Origin of the sequence: Chelatococcus daeguensis (genome assembly GCF_001887265.1) — a bacterium.
Classification (GTDB): domain Bacteria; phylum Pseudomonadota; class Alphaproteobacteria; order Rhizobiales; family Beijerinckiaceae; genus Chelatococcus_A; species Chelatococcus_A sambhunathii.
Map to the genome: position 1 here is coordinate 2,244,915 of NZ_CP018095.1, position 17,090 is coordinate 2,262,004.

The window sequence follows — 17,090 nt, forward strand, 5'->3', positions numbered from 1 at the left end:
TGCGGTGCCCTCCGCGCCGCGGCGTAGTCCGGAAGAAAAGGGATGTCGCGCCTCAGCGCGCGCGCTGGCCGAAAAGGATGGCCTGCGCCTCCTTGTCCTTGGATAGGTCGACCTTGCCACGATCCTCGGAATTGACGGCGAGGCCCTTCTGCACGGCAGGACGGGCCAGCACCGTATCGAGCCAGCGCTTCAGGTGCGGGAACTCGGCGATGTCCTGTCCCTGCCGGTCCCAGAGCTTCGCCCATCCGACGCAAGCGATGTCAGCGATCGAATACTCGCCGGCAAGGAATTCGCGGTCCGCGAGGCGCTTGTTCATGACGCCGTAGAGACGGTTGGTCTCGTTGGTGTAGCGATCGATGGCGTAGGGGATCTTCTCCGGCGCATAGATGCGGAAATGGTGCGTCTGCCCGGCCATGGGCCCGAGGCCTGCCATCTGCCAGAACAGCCACTGCTCCACCTCGACGCGCTTGCGCTCGTCGGTTGGATAGAACTGGCCGGTCTTGCGCCCGAGATATTGAAGGATTGCGCCGGACTCGAAGACCGATATGGGCTCGCCGCCGGGCCCGTCGTGATCGACAATGGCGGGCATCTTGTTGTTCGGCGAAATGGCGAGGAACTCCGGCTTGAACTGGTCGCCCTTGCCGATGTTCACGGAATGCACGACATAGGGCAACCCGCATTCCTCGAGCATGATCGAAATCTTCCAGCCGTTCGGCGTCGGCCAGTAGTAGAGGTCAATCGGCTTGCTCTGTGCGATGGTCATCAGACCCAGGCTCCTCTTTCGTGAACGAGCGTTCCATTATTCGTCTAGGCCGACGCTGCGGCCAGGCCAAGTGCGCTGGCGCACATCAGAGTCGATAAGGCGCTGGCGCACATCCGTGTCAAGGCTCCACCGCGGAAGCGAGCGGCGCCGCCGCCTGGGCCGGCGTCAATGGCGTGCCGCGGAAAATCGATCGATCCGGGCTCATCGGGGCTTGCATAAATCGCGGCTCTGGTGCGCAATCTGGCATGCGGCCGTTTGGCCGTAACGTTGTCAGCCTTCCGATTGTTTCCGACCCTCTTTTTCAGGAGTTCATTGCCATGGCGACCTTCGCCCGCCTTGCCCGTGCCTGCCTTGCCGCCGCTTGCCTCGCGCTGTCGATCGTCATCGTTGCCACCCCCTCGCCCGCCGGCGCCGTCGAGGCGAAGGAGACCGCGACGAAGGAAAAGCGTGCGCCCACGCCCGGCCAGCTCGCCGCACGCGAGCGCATGAAGACCTGCGGCGCCGAGTGGCGCGCTCTGAAGGCCGCCGGCAATACCGGCAGCCGCACGTGGCGGGAGTTCTCCAGCGCCTGCATGAAGCAGGCCAAGCGCTGACGCGGCGCGCCTATAGGATCTTCTTGAAACCCTCGTGGCTTCGCTTGTAGCCGAGCCGCTCGTAAAAGCGGTGGGCGTCGAGCCGCCGCTTGTTGGAGGTGAGCTGCACGATGCCGGCGCCGCGCGCCCGCGCGCGGCCCTCGGCGAAGGCGACCATCATGGCGCCGACGCCACGCGAGCGCTGGTCACCCCTGACCTGCACGGCCTCGAGCACACAACGCAAGGTGCCGCGGTTGGTGATCGCCGGCACGAAGGTCAGCTGGAAGGAGCCGATGACCTCGGCATCGCTCACGGTGACGTAGAGCTCGTTGTCCGGGCTGTCGGCGATGCGACGCAGCGCCTCGCGATAGGCCGGTTGCGTCGCCGCCGTCCACTGGTCCCCATGGCCGCCGAGTTCGTCGGCCGCGTGCAAGCCCACGATCGCCTCGAGGTCGGCCTCCGAAGCCCGGCGAATCAGGATCTCAGACACGATTGCGTCTCCGCATTGACGCGAGCGGGGCCGTCCTTCCCGCTCGACGGGGAAGAAAGGGACGGGATCCGTCTCAGACAAGGGGTTTCTCGAAGAAAAATTCGCTGCTGTTGGAGATGTCGCCCAGCGCACGGATCTCGCCGGCCCGCCGGTAGCCGAGCCGCTCGTAGAGCCGATGTGCAGTGGTGAAGCGCGTGTCGGACCATAGCATCATCCGCTGAGCGCCGAGCGCGGCCGCATGGGCCTCGACATGGTCCACGAGCCGGCGGCCGAGGCCACTGCCGCGCAAATCGGGCCGCACGTAGAGCCGGTGCAGCTCGGCGGTTCCGGCGGCCGGGAAATCGACGCCCACGCAGGCGCCGACACGCCCGGCTGGGTCTTCGACCACCCAGTAGGCGCCGCCCTTGTCGGCGAAGCTGCGGGCCGGATGGACGAGATCCGGCAGGTCCCCGTGCGGATCGACGAAACAGCCCGGATATTCGGCGAAGCACAGGGAGAGCAGCCCGAAAAGGTCCTGCGCATCCCCGTCGCGCACCGGCCGCAGCACGAGCCCGCCACGCAATGCGGCGACGCCGCGGCCCTCATAGACGATGGCGTTGCCGCAGCCGCCGCAGTCGGCGGGATGACCTATCGCGGACAGGCCCCGCTTTTCATAGAACCGGCAAGCCCTTGCGTTCTTCTTCTCAACCTCCAGCCGAATGACGGAAGCTTTGGGGAAGGCCCGCACGGCGGCGCTGAAGAGCGCCCGCCCGATGCCCTGGCCCTGCGCTTCCGGGGCGACGTAGAGCCGGTCGATCGAGACGATCCCGTCGCCGCGATCCGTGACGCTCGCCGTGCCGGCGAGCGCCCCGGCCGTCTCGGCGACAAAGAAGGCGTGGCCGGGCCGGCCGATCTCGTCCGCCAGCCGGTCTGGCGCATGCCACTCGCGGGTGATGGCCGCGACGCTGTCCGCGCCGAGGATCGCGTCGTAGGTGTCGTGCCACGTCCGCGCCAGGAGCGCGCTGACGGCCGCGATGTCGCCGCGGCTGGCAGGACGGACGAGGATCACTCCGCAATCCCGAGCTTGGCCTTGAGGATGTCGTTCACCGCCTGCGGGTTGGCCTTGCCGCCGGTTGCGCGCATCACCTGGCCGACGAACCAGCCGAGCATGGTGGGCTTGGCCTTGACCTGCTCCACCTTGTCCGGATTGGCGGCGATCACGGCGTCGATCGCCGCCTCGATGGCGCCGGTATCGGTCACCTGCTTCAGGCCGCGCTCCTCGACGATCTTACGCGGGTCGCCACCCTCGCTCCAGACGATCTCGAAGAGGTCCTTGGCGATCTTGCCGGAGATGACGCCCTCGCCGATGAGCTCCACGATGGCGCCGAGCTGCTCGGCCGAGACCGGCGAGCGCGCCACGTCGAGCCCCTCCTTGTTGAGGCGGCCGAAGAGCTCGTTGATCACCCAGTTGGCGGCCGTCTTGCCGTCGCGCCCCCTGGCCACCGCCTCGAAGAAATCGGCCGTCTCCCGCTCGGCCACGAGCACGCCCGCATCATAGGCCGACAGGCCGTAGTCCTTGATGAAGCGGGCCTTCTTCTCGTCGGGTAGTTCAGGCAGGTGCTGCGCGAGATCATCCACGTAGGGCTGGTCGAAGGAGAGCGGCAGCAGGTCCGGATCGGGGAAATAGCGGTAGTCGTGCGCCTCCTCCTTCGAGCGCATGGACCGCGTCTCGCCCTTGTTCGCGTCGAAAAGGCGCGTCTCCTGGTCGATGACGCCGCCATCCTCGAGGATGGCGATCTGGCGGCGCGCCTCATATTCGATGGCCTGGCCGATGAAGCGGATGGAATTGACGTTCTTGATCTCGCAGCGCGTGCCGAAGGGCTCGCCCGGCCGGCGCACGGAGACGTTGACATCCGCCCGGAGCGAGCCCTTCTCCATGTCGCCGTCGCAAGTGCCCAGATAGCGCAGGATGGTCCTGAGCTTCGTCACATAGGCCTTGGCTTCCTCGGACGAGCGCAGGTCGGGCTTCGACACGATCTCCATCAGCGCCACCCCCGAGCGGTTGAGATCGACGAAGCTCATGCTCGGATGCTGATCGTGCAGCGACTTGCCGGCATCCTGCTCGAGATGAAGGCGCTCGATGCCGACGCTGATCTGCTCGCCGTCGGGCATATCCACCAAGACCTCGCCCTCGCCCACGATGGGGCTCTTGTACTGGCTGATCTGATAGCCCTGCGGCAGGTCGGGATAGAAGTAGTTCTTGCGGTCGAAGACAGATGTCAGGTTGATCCGCGCCTTCAGGCCGAGGCCGGTGCGGATCGCCTGCTTGACGCATTCCTCGTTGATGACCGGCAGCATGCCGGGCATCGCCGCATCGACGAGCGAGACGTGATCGTTGGGCTCACCGCCGAACGCGGTCGAGGCGCCGGAGAAGAGCTTAGACTGCGATGACACCTGCGCATGGATCTCCATGCCGATGATGACCTCCCAGTCGCCGGTGGCGCCCTTGATCAGCTTCTTCGCATCTGCCGGTCGCGCGTGCGCGTTCATCGCGTCGTAAACCTCGTCCTGACTTCTCGCCCTTCGCTTGGCCCGCCGCAGCCGCCACGTCAAGTGCCGAAGCCGCGCCAAACGCCTGCATCGTTGACCCGACGCCTCCCGGCGGCTAAGAACCGGCCGTCACTGGAGAGTGTATGCGCAGGAACGCCGAGACCCGCTGAGGCCCGCTCCACGAGAGCGGGCGACCGGTCAACCGACCGGATGCCGACGTGCGTCCGGTTCCCTGCTGTCCTGCCGACGGCCCTCATCTGCCCCTCATGCCCCGTGCTTGTCGCGGGCATCCACGCCTTGAAAAGTTCTCGCAACATCAAAGACGTGGATGGCCGGGACAAGCCCGGCCATGACGACGGGGAGCATTAGCCCGAAGGGGCGCCGGCATCACGCCAGAGTTTTCCAGTGAACGTCTCACGCACCGAGCAGCGCGTGCTGCATACGCTCGCACAGGGCGGCCAGATCCGCCATTACAAGGACGACGACGGGCGGCTCGTCGAGATCGAATGTCTCACCCGCGAGGGCTGGCTGATGAGCGCCTGCACGCTCGACATGTTCAAGAGCCTGCGACGGCGGCGCCTCATCGCGTCGGCCGGCGGCGGTCCCTACCGCATCACGCGGCTCGGCCTTACGGCTGTGCGCAGCCGCCCCGACAACAGATGAAGAAGCCCCGGGACGGATCACGGCGGTCCTGGGGCAGCCTCATTGTCCGAGCTTCTCGTCTTCGTAGGTGATGATCCAGTCCATCATCGCGCGCCAAACGGTCTCGGCGAGGTCCGGCGGGGCGCCGAGCGCTGCGGCCCTGTGGCGCACGTGGGCAGCCACCTCCTCCACCCGGTCGTTGAGCAGCGCCGGGATGCCCGCGGCGCGCTTGACGGCGATGACGCGCTCGACGACTGCCATGCGCTTGGCGATGAGCGCCACGAGATCGGCGTCGATGGCATCGATCTCGGCCCTGAGCGGGGCAAGCGCCGTTGCGGCCCGTGCCTCGTCCGCAGCCATGCTCACGCCCACCACGCCTCCGGCAGCGCCATGCGGCCGGCCGCATCCTCGATCACCTGGCCGGCGGCGAAGAGCGTCTCCTCGTCGAAGGGCCGGCCGATCAGTTGCAGCCCGAGTGGCAAGCCCTGCGCGTCCAGCCCCGCCGGCACGGCGATGCCCGGCAGGCCGGCCATGTTCACCGTCACGGTGAAGACGTCGTTGAGATACATCTCCACGGGCGAAGCATCCACCTTCTCACCGAGGCCGAAGGCCGATGAGGGTGTTGCCGGCGCGAGGATGGCGTCAACGCCGCTGGCATAGGCCTGCTCGAAGTCGCGCTTGATCAGCGTGCGCACCTTCTGGGCGCGCAGGTAATAGGCGTCGTAATAGCCGGCCGAGAGCACGTAGGTGCCGATCATGATGCGGCGCTTGACCTCGCGGCCGAAGCCGGCGGCGCGGGTCTTCTCGTACATCTCGACGATATCCTTGCCCGGCACGCGCAGGCCGTAGCGCACGCCGTCGTAGCGGGCTAGGTTCGACGAGGCCTCCGCCGGCGCCACGATGTAATAGGCCGGCAGCGCATATTTGGTGTGCGGCAGCGACACCTCGACGATCTCCGCGCCGGCCGCCTTCAGCCACTCGGCGCCCTTCTGCCACAGCGCCTCGATCTCGGCCGGCATCCCGTCGAGGCGATACTCCTTTGGGATGCCGATCCTGAGGCCCTTGACGCCGCGCGTCACCGCCGCCTCAAAATCCGGCACCGGCAGGTCGGCGGAGGTCGTATCCTTCGGGTCGTGGCCGGCCATGGAGCGCAGCAGAATGGCGCTGTCGCGCACCGTCTTGGCGATCGGGCCCGCCTGGTCGAGCGACGAGGCGAAGGCAACGATGCCCCAGCGCGAGCAGCGGCCGTAGGTCGGCTTGATACCGACGGTGCCGGTGAAGGCCGCCGGCTGGCGGATGGAGCCACCCGTATCGGTTGCCGTGGCACCGAGGCACAGGCGCGCCGCAACGGCCGCCGCCGAGCCGCCGGAGGAGCCGCCGGGCACGAGCTTCACGTTCGATCCCTTGCGGCGCCATGGGTTCACCACCGGGCCGAAGGCCGATGTCTCGTTCGACGAGCCCATGGCGAACTCGTCGTTGTTGAGCTTGCCGAGCATCACCGCGCCGTCGCGCCAGAGCTGGTGCGTCACCGTCGATTCGTACGGTGGGTGGAAGTTGTCGAGGATCGCGCTGCAGGCTGTCGTGCGCACGCCCTCGGTGGCGAACAGATCCTTGACGCCGAGCGGAATGCCCTCGAGCGGCCCTGCCTCGCCGGCCGCGATGCGCCGGTCGCTCTCGGCCGCCATGGCGAGCGCCTTGTCCGGCGTTGCCAGCACATAGGCGTTGAGCGCCTCGGCCTTCTCCATGGCGGCAAGATGCGCCCGGGTCAGCTCGGTGGCGGAAAAGCGCCTGCCCTTAAGCCCCTCGCGCGCCTCGGCGAGGGAAAGATCGGTGAGATCGGTCACGTTATCGCTCTCTCGTCGTCGTGGCCACGCGGCGGCCACCCGCTCAACATTCGGCTGCGGCCTATTCGACCACCTTCGGCACCATGAAGAAGTTGTCTTCACTCATGGGCGCATTGGCCACGATCTTCTCCGGATAGCCGCCGTCGGTCACGGCATCGGCCCGCTTCTTCATGACCATCGGCGTCACCGATGTCATCGGCTCGACACCCTCGACATCGACCTCGCCGAGTTGCTCGACGAAAGCGAGGATGGCGTTGAGTTCGCCCTGCAGATGAGGCACCTCCGCGTCGGTGACGGCGATGCGTGCAAGGTGCGCGATGCGGCGCACGGTCTTCTCGTCGACGGACATGGGACCGGACCTGAATGGATTGCGGGAGGACGGTGCGGAACACCGCCATTGCGCCGGGCTATAGCACCCTGCCCTTCGCCCCGGCAACCCGCTGCCCGGCGGGCTCAGGGCCTCGCGAACATCTCCGCGAAGCCCGACCAGCCGGAGGCATGGAGCCGAGCCACCAGCGCGCCGACGCCAAGGACCGCGATGGCGCCGATGGCGAGACTCGTCCAGTCGCGCCGGCCGAAATAAGGCGGCCGCCGGCGCGGTTCGAGATGGGTGACGTTGTCGTCCCGCCGGTCCTTGTCGCTAAGCGTCCCGGCCGCAATGGCGTGCGGTGTGTCTCGCTCGCCGGGTGGGACGACAACGGCAGGTGCCGGATCGGCGACGGGCATTTGGGACACAGGCACTGACGCCATCGGTTGCAGCAGGCTGCGCGGCAGACGCACCACCGCCTCTGCCGGAATCGGCTCAAAACCGCTCATCGCACGATCATCGGGCATCGCTTGCGACCGCCTCTTCATCGCCTGCGGCGCGGCGGCACCCGACCTTGACGGGCACCGCGAACCGCTTTGCCACCATAGCCGAATGCCGTTCGTCACGCGACTGCCGCATCAAGGCGAACCCGAGCCCCTACACTGCGAAGGCCACGTTGCGCTGGGGGACGATAACGCGCGTCGCATGCCCCTGCATCGCCGCGACGAACTTGTCCGCCGTCTGCTCGATGATGGGGAAGGAGCCGTAGTGGCAGGGAATGACGGCATCGAGCTTGAAGAAGCGGCGCACGGCGAGCGCGGCGGTCGTGGGCGACATGGTGAAACGGTCGCCGATCGGCACCATGGCGATCTTCGGCGCGTGGATCTCGGCGATGAGTTGCATGTCACCGAAGATGTCCGTGTCGCCCATGTGATAGACGACCGGCCCGCCCTCCGGCTTAACGATGAGGCCGTTGGGGTTGCCAAGCGGAACGTTGACGCCCGCCTCGCCCATGCCTGACGAATGGTCGGCGCGCACGAGGGTGACGGAAAATCCCGGCTGGTGGGTGGTGCCGCCTGTGTTCATCGGATCGAACTTCTCGAGTCCCTGCGAGGCAAGCCACATGCACAGGTCATAGTTCGTGACGACCGTCGCGCCCGTGCGCTCGGCGATGGCGAGCGTGTCACCCACATGATCACCGTGCCCGTGGGTGAGCAGGATGTGCGACACGCCCGCGACGATCTCGTCGACGTTGCCGGTGAAGGCCGGGTTGCCCGTGAAGAAGGGATCGATGAGCACGCCCCTGCCGCCGAAGTCGAGGCGGAAGGCCGAATGCCCGTACCAGGTGATCTTCATCGTCTGCTCCGTTGTCCTTCAGTTGCTTTTCCCATCCCGTGGCGCATTCTCGGCACCTCCTGGCGGAACATGCGCATCTGCCTCCTGTTGTGGAAGGACTGCCGGCCGCCGGACGGGAGAATCCAATGCGATATCCAACAGCTCATGATGTCGTCTTCTTCGTTGCGATGCTAGCGACGGCGCTCGCCCTCGGCCCCGCCATGGCGCATCTCCTCGAGCTGCCCAACAAGATCGGTCTGCCGGCCGCGGACTATTTCGTCGTGCAGCAGGCTTACAGGGGCTGGAGCCTCCTGGGCTTCCTGATCCTCGTCGAACTGCTCTCCATGGCGGCCCTCGCCGTCATGGCGCGCCGCGAGCCGCGTGTCCTGTGGCCCGTGCTGGTCGCGATCGCCTCTGTCATCGGCGCTCAGGCCGTCTTCTGGACCTGGACCTATCCGGCCAATGCAGCGACGCGGAACTGGACATTCGTGCCAGAGAACTGGGAAATCCTGCGCCGCCAGTGGGAATTCTCCCACGCTGCCGGCGCGTTCCTCCAGGTGCTCGCCATGGCTGCGCTCATCCTCGCCGTCCTGCGGCGCTCGCGGGCCTGATGACCCCGTGTCCCTGCCATGCTACCAGACCGGCGATGAGCACCCTGATCGTTCCCCTGGCCGACCTCGACGCCCTCCCGCGCGGGCAGCGCCTTATCGGCGTCGACCTCGGCATCCGGACGATCGGCCTCGCGCTGTCCGACGTCGGCCGCAGCATCGCCTCGCCCCTCGAGACGATCAAGCGCACCAAGTTCTCCACGGACGTGAAGCGGCTCGTGGAACTCGCCACCAGGCACGGCGTCGGCGGATTCGTCATCGGCCTGCCGCTCAACATGGACGGATCGGAAGGACCGCGCGCCCAGGCGACGCGCGCCTTCGTCCGCAACCTCGCGGCACATCTTCCCCTGCCCGTCGCCCTGTGGGACGAGCGCCTGACGACCGCCGCCGTCACCCGCACCTTGCTCGAGGCCGATGCCTCACGCGCCCGTCGCTCCGATCTCGTCGACAAGATGGCGGCGAGCTACATCCTGCAGGGCGCGCTCGATCGGTTGGCGATGGCGCGCCGCACGGCCATGACGGAACGCGACGGCGACGCCTGAACGACCCTCGCGCGCTGCAGCGGCTGCCCCGGCCGCTGCGTGAAAGGCGAGCATGCGCAGCGTTTTACCCATCGCCTTCGTATATCAGCTGTGGTAAGGATGCATTCACTGGTTGCATATAATCAATTCATACTAACGTCGGTTGCAGATCGTGCATATGACAAGCGATATCAAACGCAACAGGTCCGAACTTTCCATCGTCCACACCGGCGGCCGGCGCCAGCCGGAACGGTCTGGCACTGTAAGTCGCGCGTCTCGGCCCGCCGCCCAGCCGCTCCGGGATGACCGTCAGGAGCTTCTAAGCTACGTGGCACAACTCAGTGGCGAACTGGCGATGATGTCGCGCGCGGCACGGCTCGACACCCTGGGCTATTTTCTCGAAATGGCCCGGATCGAGGCACTCGGCGCGCTGAGCCGGCTGGAAGCTGTCGACTGACTGGTATCGCCTTCAGGCGAGCGATACGGCGTTGCCGCCGTGGCGCACGAGCTTGCCGGCAAGCTCGAGCTCGAACAGCACGAGCTGGACCGAGCGGATCGACAGCCCGGATGCCCGCACGAGGTCGTCGACCGAGACGGGCGTGGCGCCCAGGAGCCCGACGACGCGCCCCATGTCGTCCCTCGCCGTCTCGCCGCCATTGAACGACGCGGCATAGTTGCCGGCCGGCCGATCCGCGGTCATGTCCAAGACTATCTCCCCCTCCGGACGGAGAGGTTCGCCATCCAGCGCGTCGAGGTCCAGTTCGTCCCACAGCGGATCCTGATCCGCCCGCTCGCGAGTCGCGTCCATCAGCCCTAGGTCGCCCGAGGGTGGCTTCGCGACGAGCGGCGCAAGCCCCCGCACAACGTCCTCAGCGCTCGCGCAGAGCGTCGCCCCCTCGCGGATGAGATCATTGGTACCCTCGGCTCGCAGGTCGAGCGGCGAGCCGGGGACGGCGAACACCTCCCGCCCCTGCTCCAGCGCGAACCGGGCGGTGATGAGCGAGCCGGAGCGCCGCGCCGCCTCGACCACGACGACGCCGAGCGACAGGCCCGAAACGATCCGGTTGCGGCGCGGAAAATCCCGCCCGCGCGGCTCCCACCCCATCGGCATTTCCGACACGACGACGCCGCGCGCGACGATCTCGTCGAGCAGTGATGCGTTCTCGGCCGGGTAGAGCCGGTCATGCCCACCGGCGAGGACGGCGACCGTCCCGGTGGCGAGGCTCGCGTTGTGGGCGCTCGTGTCGATGCCGCGGGCAAGCCCCGACACCACGACGAACCCCGCCTCCCCCAGTTCGCGCGCAAGGCGCTGGGTGAACTTGAGGCCGGCCGCGGAGGCATTGCGCGAGCCGACGATGGAGACCATCGGCCGCGCGAACAGGGCAGCGTTGCCGCGCAGGCCGATGAGCGGCGGCGCCGTGTCGATGGCCCTCAGCGTCAGCGGATAATCCGGCTCGGACGGCGCCACGAAACGCACGCCCAACCGCTGCGCCTGCGCCATCTCCCGCTCGGCTTCGGCGCGCGACGCCATGCGGATGGGACGACCGCGGCGGCGGCCGAGCTCCGGCAGGGCCTGAAGAACGGCGGCGGCAGTGCCATAGCGGCCGATGAGCGTGCGGAAGGTGCGCGGCCCGATGCCCTCGCTGCGCAGCAGCTGCAGCCAGTCGAGGCGCTGCTCGTCGTCGAGGCGAAATCCGCTCATGCCCATCTCCTTGAGGCCACGCCGGCACGCGGCGCCGCTGAACGGAGTGAGACTGCCCGGCGGCTGCGCCGGACGCAAGCCAAGGTTGCAGCGCCCGGGGCGATGCAGCCTTCAGCCCTTCTGACCGATCTTGCCCTCGGTGCCCTTGACCAGCCGCACGATGTTGCCCCGGTGCGCCCACCACAGCAGCAGCACGAGGACGACCGCGAGTTCGCCCATCTGCCGCTCGCCGAGCAGGAAGAAGGCCGCGACGGTCGCGAGGCTCGCCAGCAGCGCGGACAGCGAGGAATAGCGGGTCAAAAAGGCGCTCGCCAGCCACACGAGTGCGAAGACGAGCGCCACGAGCGGCTTGAGGCCGAGCGCGCAGCCGAGAAAGGTGGCGACCCCCTTGCCGCCGCGAAAACGCAGCCAGACGGGATAGAGATGGCCGAGGAAGGCGCCGAGCGCGGCGAGGAGCGCCGTGTTAGGCCCCCATTGCGCGGCCACTACCACGGCGGCGGTGCCCTTGAGCATGTCGCCGAGGAGCGTCGCCGCCGCAAGGCCCTTGCGCCCCGTGCGCAGCACGTTGGTCGCGCCGATATTGCCCGAGCCGATGCTGCGCAGGTCACCGGCGCCGGTCAGGCGCGTGAGCAGGATACCGAACGGGATCGATCCCAGCAGGTAGCCGAAGACGAGCGCAGCGAGAAAATAGGGCCAGGCGAGCGACCAGTTCATCGCTTCGGGCATGGGGCAGCCTCGGTTGTGGTTCCGTCGATTCCGATGTTGCACGCGGGCGGGCAGCGCGAAAAGGCCGCAAGCCCTGCCGCGGACATCAGGAAGCGGGCGATGCGTCGTGGACCTTGCGACCGGCGACGAAGGTCTGCAGCACGCGCCCCTCGAGCCTCGCCTCGTCGAAGGGCGAGTTCTTGGAGCGCGAGTGCAGGGCCGCCTTGTCGAGCACATAGGGCTCGTCGGGGTCGATGAGGATGAGATCGGCCGGCGCCCCTGCCGCCAGGTGCCCGGCCGGCAGGCCGAGCAGCGCGGCTGGCTGGCTCGCCATGGCCGCGAGCAGGCGGGCAAGGCCGATATGGCCGGCATGGACGAGCCTCAGCCCCGCCGACAGCATGGTCTCGAGGCCGATCGCCCCGTCCGCCGCCTCGGCGAAGGGTAGCCGCTTCGTCTCCACGTCCTGCGGGTTGTGGTCGGAGACGACGACGTCGATGACGCCGCGTGCCAGCGCGTCGACCACGGCGAGCCTGTCCTCCTCCGAGCGCAGCGGCGGCGAGAGCTTGAGGAAGGTGCGGTAGTCGCCAATGTCGCTCTCGTTGAGGGTGAGATTGTTGATCGACACGCCGCAGGTGACGGGCAGGCCATCGGCCTTCGCCCGCTCGATGAGCGCGATGGAGGTGGCGCAGGACACCATGGCGGCGTGATAGCGCGCGCCTGTCAGCTGCACGAGCCTCAGGTCCCGCTCCAGCATGATGATCTCGGCCTCGCGCGGCACGCCCGGCAAGCCCAGGCGGCTCGCGAGTTCGCCCTCGTTCATGACGCCGCTACCGACGAGGTCGGGATCCTCCGTGTGGTGCAGGATGAGCGCGCCGAAATCCCGCGCATAGGTGAGCGCCCGGCGCATCACCTGGGCATTGGTGACGGAGCGCGCCCCGTCCGTGAAGGCCACGGCTCCCGCCTCCATGAGGAGGCCGAACTCGGTCATCTCCCGCCCTTCGAGGCCCTTCGTCAGGGCGGCCGCGGGGTGAATGTTGACGACGGCCGTGTCGCGCGCGCGGCGCAGCAGGAAATCGACGATCGACGGCTCGTCGACCACGGGGTCCGTATCGGGCATGCAGACGACAGTGGTGACGCCGCCGGCCGCCGCAGCCTCGCTCGCCGTCTTCAGCGTCTCGCGGTGCTCGGCCCCCGGCTCGCCGACGAAGGCGCGCATGTCGACGAGGCCCGGCGCCAGCACACGCCCGCCGCAGTCGACTACCTCGGCCTCCGCCGGGCCGGCGCGGCCGGGCTCGTCCCAGGCGACGTCCGCGATGACGCCGTTCTCGACGAGAAGCGCCCCTGCCGCCTCGCGCCCGCTCGCGGGATCGACGAGGCGGGCATTGGTGAAAACGAGGGCCCGCGCTTGTGTCGTGGGGGTCTTCATCGGTCCTGCCCCCTCATCCGTTCGGAAGGTTGCGCGCCAGCGCCTCGAGCGTCGCCATGCGCACTGCGACCCCCATCTCCACCTGCTCGCGGATGAGCGACTGGGCGCCGTCGGCTACCTCCGAATCGATTTCGACGCCCCGGTTCATGGGCCCCGGATGCATGACAAGGGCGTCGGGCTTCGCATAGGCGAGCTTCTCGCGGTCGAGGCCGAAGAAGCGGAAATATTCCTTTACCGACGGCACGAAGGAGCCGTTCATGCGCTCCCGCTGCAGGCGCAGCATCATCACGATGTCGGCATCCGCCAGCCCCTTGCGCATGTCCGTGAAGACCTCGACGCCGAAGCGTTCGAGCCCGGACGGCAGCAGCGTCGAGGGCCCGGCGCAGCGCACGCGCGCGCCGAGCGCCTGCAGCAGGATGATGTTGGAGCGCGCCACGCGCGAATGCAGCACGTCCCCGCAGATGGCGACGATCAGCCCCTCGATCCGCCCCTTGTTGCGACGGATGGTAAGCGCGTCGAGCAGCGCCTGCGTCGGATGTTCATGGGCGCCGTCGCCGGCATTGATGACGGCGCAGTCGACCTTGCGCGCGAGGAGATGCACCGCCCCGGCGGCATGGTGGCGCACGACGATGATGTCCGGCCGCATGGCATTCAGCGTCGCGGCCGTGTCGATCAGCGTCTCGCCCTTCTTCACCGAGGAGGAGGAGACCGACATGTTCATCACGTCGGCGCCGAGGCGCTTGCCCGCGAGCTCGAAGGACGACTGCGTGCGCGTCGAGGGCTCGAAGAAGAGGTTGATCTGCGTGCGCCCGCGCAAGGTGGTGCGCTTCTTCTCGACCTGCCGGCTCACCTCCACGGCCTCATCGGCCATGTCGAGCAGGGCGGTGATGTCGAGCGGCGAAAGACCCTCGATCCCCAGCAGATGCCGGTGGGGAAAGCTCGGGCGGGGAGCGGCTGTGGCTGTCATCTTGAAGCCACCGCTATAGGCGGAGTCGGGCCATTCGGCAACACGCTCTCGCCACACCCTCATCCTGCGCCTCGCCCGCACCCGAGCGGCCCGGGAACCAGCCGCGGCCCGGGGCGTTTGTTCACGGGGCGAAAAGGAGAGTTAAGAATGACACGCCTACCTTATCTGCTCGCGTCCGCACTCCTTGCTGCGGGCATGACAGCAGCCATGGCGCAGACGACCGTCATCGAGACGACAGGACCGACGATCGAGATCGCGCCGGAACAGGAGACAGTCGTTCGCCGCTACGTGATCGAGCGCCGTCCGGCGCCGATCGTTCTTGAGCGTCAGATCACCGTTGGTGCCGAATTGCCGCCGGACGTCGTGCTCCACGACTTCTCACCCGAGATTATTGAGACGGCTCCCAGCCTGCGCGACTACGAGTACGTGACCACTGAGAACGAGATTCTCGTGGTCGACCCCTCGACCCGTCGGGTCGTGCGCGTCCTGGAAGCGGCCGACTGACACGCCGGCCGGCGTCGGATGACACCCGATGCCCCGGCTGCCCGCCAGGAACGCCGCAACGCGAGAGAGGACCGGCGACCCCTGTCGCCGGTCCCATCGTTTGCGGCAGCCGGCAGCCTTGACTTCCGCTGCGGAATGCTGCATCTCCCGAGCCGAACGGCCGGGCGACTCCGGCCCTTTTGGTTTTTCGCGACGGGCTTGCCACAGCAGCCCCGCCTGAAGAGGTGCCGCCATGGCCAAGGCTACGACGATCAAGATCAAGCTCGTCTCGACCGCCGACACGGGCTATTTCTACGTGACGAAGAAGAATACCCGCACGATGACCGACAAGTTCGCCATCAAGAAGTACGACCCGGTGGCGCGCAAGCACGTCGAGTTCAAGGAACACAAGATCAAGTGAACCGGGCGAGGCCGGCGCCGGAGGCGGCAGGGCTCGCCCCGCCTGCGGCGCCACGAAAGTCTGCTCCTGATAAAAAGGCGCCCGTCGGGCGCCTTTCTGATTCCGGCCGGCACGACCGCAAAACCGGCATGCAAGTCCGGAGCAATCAGGTGGCCGGCCGGAAGCGGGTTCGAGGAGGCCACGTAACCGCTTCCGTGCCGGCCGAACCCCACGGGACCCAGGAGATGCGGCGGACCTGAGCATCCGTAGGGAAACTTTCTGCGGGCCAGCGGCCTCGCATGCCGACAACCTACATCCGCGGCGCCAGAATGCAATCGCGGAATTGGCTCAACGGGTGCAAACCTGCGCGCACGGTTAAGCGCTCCGAGCGAGCGTCCTACGCTGCCTCTCCCGCAGCGGCCACCACGCGGTTGCGGCCTGCGGCCTTCGCCCGGTAGAGGGCCATGTCGGCCCGCTTGAAGAGCGCCTGGATCGAGCCGTCGCCGGGCAGAAGGCTGGCGACACCGATGGAGACGGTCACGTCGAGCGCGATCTTGCCGCGCTGCACGATGAAGGGCTCTCCCTCGACCCGTATCCGGACCCGCTCGGCGACGGCCTCGGCAGCTTCGAGCGGCGTTCCCGGCACGATGACGACGATCTCCTCGCCTCCGAAGCGGCAGACCGTATCGATGCCGCGGGTATGGGTCTGCACACGCCGGGCGAATTCGCGCAGGACCTCGTCGCCGACGTCGTGGCCGAAGCCGTCGTTGATCAGCTTGAAGCGGTCGATGTCGAGCAGCAGCAGCGACAGGTCGTCGCCACTCTCCCGCGCCTGGGTGAAAGCGGTGCGCAGCTTCCCGTCGAGATACCGGCGATTGTACAGACCCGTCAGCGGATCGAGCACCGCCAGCGCGAGCGAAGCCTGCACGCTGGCCCGCAGGCTGTCGGCATAGCGCTTGCGGCGCACCTGGGTGCGCACGCGCGCCACGAGTTCGCTGTGCTCCACCGGCCGCAGCAGATAGTCGTGCACTCCAATGTCGAGCCCGCGCAGGATAGCAGGTCGCTGGCTCTCGTCGGCCACCATCAGGACAACCGCGTTGCGTGAACGCTCCATCGCCCGCAGGTTGCTGCACAGGCGAAGCCCGTCTGCCCCGGCCAGGCCGAGGCTGACGATGAAGACGTCGAAATCCTCCTCCGCCACCCGCGCGAGCGCCTCCGCCGGCGTTGCGACGACACAGACGGCGTGATCAACGGCGAGCGCCGCCTCCATCCGTACCGCCGTCTCCGGCCGGTCCTCGACGACGAGGACCTGTGCATCGCGCCCGGTCTCGAGCGTGGCTCCCGCCAACGGATCGTCGACGATGCCGAGCCCGCGCGAGGCCAGCACCCGGTTGCGCAATTCGTCGGTGAGGGTCTTCAGGCGCACGAGGCTACGCACGCGCGCGATGAGGGCGAGATCGTCGACCGGCTTCGTGAGGAAGTCGTCGGCGCCGGCCTCAAGGCCGCTCAGACGGTCGCTCGGCTCATCGAGCGCCGTCACCATGACGACGGGGATATGGGCCGTTGCCGGGTCGTGCTTGAGCCGGCGGCAGACCTCAAGCCCGTCCATGCCGGGCATCATGACGTCGAGCAGCACGATATCGCACAGGCCCTCGGCGCAGAGGGCGAGCGCCTGCGGCCCGCTCGAGGCGGTGAGGACCTCGAAATATTCTGCCGTCAACCGCGCTTCAAGCAGCTTCACGTTGGTCGGCGTATCGTCAACTACGAGGATCCGGGCGGACATGGCGCGATATGGC

At 67.7% G+C, this 17,090-nt stretch carries 21 protein-coding genes; 7 read left to right on the top strand and 14 right to left on the bottom strand.

Translation table 11 applies throughout. The annotated features are described in order from the left end of the window. Positions 1-52: 52 nt before the first annotated feature. On the bottom strand, positions 53-763 hold the full coding sequence (locus tag BOQ54_RS10630) for a glutathione S-transferase N-terminal domain-containing protein (RefSeq protein ID WP_055458103.1): 711 nt from the start codon (positions 761-763) through the stop codon (positions 53-55). Positions 764-1,080: 317 nt separating this feature from the next. On the opposite strand from BOQ54_RS10630, the gene BOQ54_RS10635 reads away from it, so the two are divergent. After that, a complete protein-coding gene (locus tag BOQ54_RS10635; RefSeq protein WP_071923878.1) occupies positions 1,081-1,356 on the top strand; it encodes a hypothetical protein in 276 nt (91 codons plus the stop codon). Positions 1,357-1,366: 10 nt separating this feature from the next. Here the strand turns inward: BOQ54_RS10635 and BOQ54_RS10640 are convergent, their stop codons facing one another. The 3 genes from BOQ54_RS10640 to gatB all read right to left on the bottom strand — a co-directional run bounded on the left by BOQ54_RS10640 (position 1,367) and on the right by gatB (position 4,354). Further along, positions 1,367-1,825, bottom strand: a complete 459-nt coding sequence (locus tag BOQ54_RS10640) for a GNAT family N-acetyltransferase (RefSeq protein ID WP_055458101.1) — start codon at positions 1,823-1,825, stop codon at positions 1,367-1,369. A 73-nt stretch (positions 1,826-1,898) separates the two neighbouring features. Next, the gene (locus tag BOQ54_RS10645; RefSeq protein ID WP_071923879.1) at positions 1,899-2,873 is read right to left on the bottom strand and encodes a GNAT family N-acetyltransferase; all 975 of its coding nucleotides are present in this window, start codon (positions 2,871-2,873) and stop codon (positions 1,899-1,901) included. Then, positions 2,870-4,354, bottom strand: coding sequence for an Asp-tRNA(Asn)/Glu-tRNA(Gln) amidotransferase subunit GatB (gene gatB / locus BOQ54_RS10650; RefSeq protein WP_055458099.1), 1,485 nt, complete (start codon positions 4,352-4,354; stop codon positions 2,870-2,872). The genes BOQ54_RS10645 and gatB overlap by 4 nt, the downstream gene beginning before the upstream one ends. Positions 4,355-4,759: 405 nt before the next feature. Here gatB and BOQ54_RS10655 point away from each other — a divergent pair, with 405 nt between their 5' ends. Further along, positions 4,760-5,017 carry a YjhX family toxin gene (locus BOQ54_RS10655; RefSeq protein WP_055458098.1) on the top strand — a complete coding sequence of 86 codons (258 nt, stop codon included), beginning with the start codon at positions 4,760-4,762 and terminating at the stop codon, positions 5,015-5,017. Between the two features lie 39 nt (positions 5,018-5,056). On the opposite strand, the gene BOQ54_RS10660 is transcribed toward BOQ54_RS10655, so the two are convergent. The 5 genes from BOQ54_RS10660 to BOQ54_RS10680 form a co-directional block, all read right to left on the bottom strand. Further along, positions 5,057-5,356 carry a chorismate mutase gene (locus BOQ54_RS10660; RefSeq protein ID WP_055458468.1) on the bottom strand — a complete coding sequence of 100 codons (300 nt, stop codon included), beginning with the start codon at positions 5,354-5,356 and terminating at the stop codon, positions 5,057-5,059. A 2-nt stretch (positions 5,357-5,358) separates the two neighbouring features. Continuing rightward, positions 5,359-6,840, bottom strand: coding sequence for an Asp-tRNA(Asn)/Glu-tRNA(Gln) amidotransferase subunit GatA (gene gatA, locus BOQ54_RS10665; protein ID WP_071923880.1), 1,482 nt, complete (start codon positions 6,838-6,840; stop codon positions 5,359-5,361). Positions 6,841-6,901: 61 nt separating this feature from the next. Further along, complete coding sequence (gatC, locus tag BOQ54_RS10670) at positions 6,902-7,189, bottom strand: Asp-tRNA(Asn)/Glu-tRNA(Gln) amidotransferase subunit GatC (RefSeq protein ID WP_055458096.1); 288 nt, start codon at positions 7,187-7,189, stop codon at positions 6,902-6,904. Positions 7,190-7,293: 104 nt separating this feature from the next. Further along, a complete protein-coding gene (locus tag BOQ54_RS10675; RefSeq protein ID WP_071923881.1) occupies positions 7,294-7,656 on the bottom strand; it encodes a hypothetical protein in 363 nt (120 codons plus the stop codon). Positions 7,657-7,804: 148 nt separating this feature from the next. Next, entirely contained in the window at positions 7,805-8,503 is a 699-nt protein-coding gene (locus BOQ54_RS10680; RefSeq protein WP_071923882.1) for a metal-dependent hydrolase, read from the bottom strand. 125 nt (positions 8,504-8,628) lie between these two features. Here BOQ54_RS10680 and BOQ54_RS10685 point away from each other — a divergent pair, with 125 nt between their 5' ends. The 3 genes from BOQ54_RS10685 to BOQ54_RS20375 all read left to right on the top strand — a co-directional run bounded on the left by BOQ54_RS10685 (position 8,629) and on the right by BOQ54_RS20375 (position 10,068). Beyond that, complete coding sequence (locus tag BOQ54_RS10685; protein WP_071923883.1) at positions 8,629-9,093, top strand: DUF1772 domain-containing protein; 465 nt, start codon at positions 8,629-8,631, stop codon at positions 9,091-9,093. A gap of 35 nt (positions 9,094-9,128) precedes the next feature. Continuing rightward, a complete protein-coding gene (gene ruvX / locus BOQ54_RS10690; protein WP_071923884.1) occupies positions 9,129-9,632 on the top strand; it encodes a Holliday junction resolvase RuvX in 504 nt (167 codons plus the stop codon). A gap of 307 nt (positions 9,633-9,939) precedes the next feature. After that, positions 9,940-10,068: a hypothetical protein gene (locus tag BOQ54_RS20375; RefSeq protein WP_276199654.1), complete on the top strand. Its 129-nt coding sequence runs from the start codon at positions 9,940-9,942 to the stop codon at positions 10,066-10,068. Positions 10,069-10,080: 12 nt separating this feature from the next. On the opposite strand, the gene dprA is transcribed toward BOQ54_RS20375, so the two are convergent. The 4 genes from dprA to BOQ54_RS10710 all read right to left on the bottom strand — a co-directional run bounded on the left by dprA (position 10,081) and on the right by BOQ54_RS10710 (position 14,411). Continuing rightward, positions 10,081-11,319, bottom strand: a complete 1,239-nt coding sequence (dprA, locus tag BOQ54_RS10695) for a DNA-processing protein DprA (protein WP_071923885.1) — start codon at positions 11,317-11,319, stop codon at positions 10,081-10,083. Positions 11,320-11,424: 105 nt separating this feature from the next. Beyond that, positions 11,425-12,039 carry a glycerol-3-phosphate 1-O-acyltransferase PlsY gene (gene plsY, locus BOQ54_RS10700; RefSeq protein ID WP_063185132.1) on the bottom strand — a complete coding sequence of 205 codons (615 nt, stop codon included), beginning with the start codon at positions 12,037-12,039 and terminating at the stop codon, positions 11,425-11,427. An 85-nt stretch (positions 12,040-12,124) separates the two neighbouring features. After that, positions 12,125-13,444 carry a dihydroorotase gene (locus BOQ54_RS10705; RefSeq protein WP_071923886.1) on the bottom strand — a complete coding sequence of 440 codons (1,320 nt, stop codon included), beginning with the start codon at positions 13,442-13,444 and terminating at the stop codon, positions 12,125-12,127. Positions 13,445-13,457: 13 nt separating this feature from the next. Next, positions 13,458-14,411: an aspartate carbamoyltransferase catalytic subunit gene (locus BOQ54_RS10710; RefSeq protein WP_063185308.1), complete on the bottom strand. Its 954-nt coding sequence runs from the start codon at positions 14,409-14,411 to the stop codon at positions 13,458-13,460. A gap of 147 nt (positions 14,412-14,558) precedes the next feature. Here BOQ54_RS10710 and BOQ54_RS10715 point away from each other — a divergent pair, with 147 nt between their 5' ends. Then, the gene (locus BOQ54_RS10715) at positions 14,559-14,915 is read left to right on the top strand and encodes a DUF1236 domain-containing protein (protein WP_063185137.1); all 357 of its coding nucleotides are present in this window, start codon (positions 14,559-14,561) and stop codon (positions 14,913-14,915) included. Positions 14,916-15,147: 232 nt separating this feature from the next. Next, positions 15,148-15,315, top strand: a complete 168-nt coding sequence (gene rpmG, locus BOQ54_RS10720) for a 50S ribosomal protein L33 (RefSeq protein WP_055458087.1) — start codon at positions 15,148-15,150, stop codon at positions 15,313-15,315. 376 nt (positions 15,316-15,691) lie between these two features. Here the strand turns inward: rpmG and BOQ54_RS10725 are convergent, their stop codons facing one another. After that, positions 15,692-17,077 (bottom strand): PleD family two-component system response regulator, encoded by a 1,386-nt coding sequence (locus BOQ54_RS10725; protein ID WP_055458086.1) that lies wholly within the window; start codon positions 17,075-17,077, stop codon positions 15,692-15,694. Positions 17,078-17,090 lie beyond the last annotated feature (13 nt).

Coding starts and splice junctions, on each gene's coding strand:
- BOQ54_RS10630 (WP_055458103.1), bottom strand. CDS start 763: ATGACCATCGCACAGAGCAAGCCGATTGACCTCTACTACTGGCCGACG.
- BOQ54_RS10635 (WP_071923878.1), top strand. CDS start 1,081: ATGGCGACCTTCGCCCGCCTTGCCCGTGCCTGCCTTGCCGCCGCTTGC.
- gatB (WP_055458099.1), bottom strand. CDS start 4,354: ATGAACGCGCACGCGCGACCGGCAGATGCGAAGAAGCTGATCAAGGGC.
- BOQ54_RS10660 (WP_055458468.1), bottom strand. CDS start 5,356: ATGGCTGCGGACGAGGCACGGGCCGCAACGGCGCTTGCCCCGCTCAGG.
- gatC (WP_055458096.1), bottom strand. CDS start 7,189: ATGTCCGTCGACGAGAAGACCGTGCGCCGCATCGCGCACCTTGCACGC.
- BOQ54_RS10675 (WP_071923881.1), bottom strand. CDS start 7,656: ATGAGCGGTTTTGAGCCGATTCCGGCAGAGGCGGTGGTGCGTCTGCCG.
- BOQ54_RS10680 (WP_071923882.1), bottom strand. CDS start 8,503: ATGAAGATCACCTGGTACGGGCATTCGGCCTTCCGCCTCGACTTCGGC.
- BOQ54_RS10685 (WP_071923883.1), top strand. CDS start 8,629: ATGCGATATCCAACAGCTCATGATGTCGTCTTCTTCGTTGCGATGCTA.
- ruvX (WP_071923884.1), top strand. CDS start 9,129: ATGAGCACCCTGATCGTTCCCCTGGCCGACCTCGACGCCCTCCCGCGC.
- dprA (WP_071923885.1), bottom strand. CDS start 11,319: ATGGGCATGAGCGGATTTCGCCTCGACGACGAGCAGCGCCTCGACTGG.
- plsY (WP_063185132.1), bottom strand. CDS start 12,039: ATGCCCGAAGCGATGAACTGGTCGCTCGCCTGGCCCTATTTTCTCGCT.
- BOQ54_RS10705 (WP_071923886.1), bottom strand. CDS start 13,444: ATGAAGACCCCCACGACACAAGCGCGGGCCCTCGTTTTCACCAATGCC.
- BOQ54_RS10710 (WP_063185308.1), bottom strand. CDS start 14,411: ATGACAGCCACAGCCGCTCCCCGCCCGAGCTTTCCCCACCGGCATCTG.
- BOQ54_RS10715 (WP_063185137.1), top strand. CDS start 14,559: ATGACACGCCTACCTTATCTGCTCGCGTCCGCACTCCTTGCTGCGGGC.
- rpmG (WP_055458087.1), top strand. CDS start 15,148: ATGGCCAAGGCTACGACGATCAAGATCAAGCTCGTCTCGACCGCCGAC.
- BOQ54_RS10725 (WP_055458086.1), bottom strand. CDS start 17,077: ATGTCCGCCCGGATCCTCGTAGTTGACGATACGCCGACCAACGTGAAG.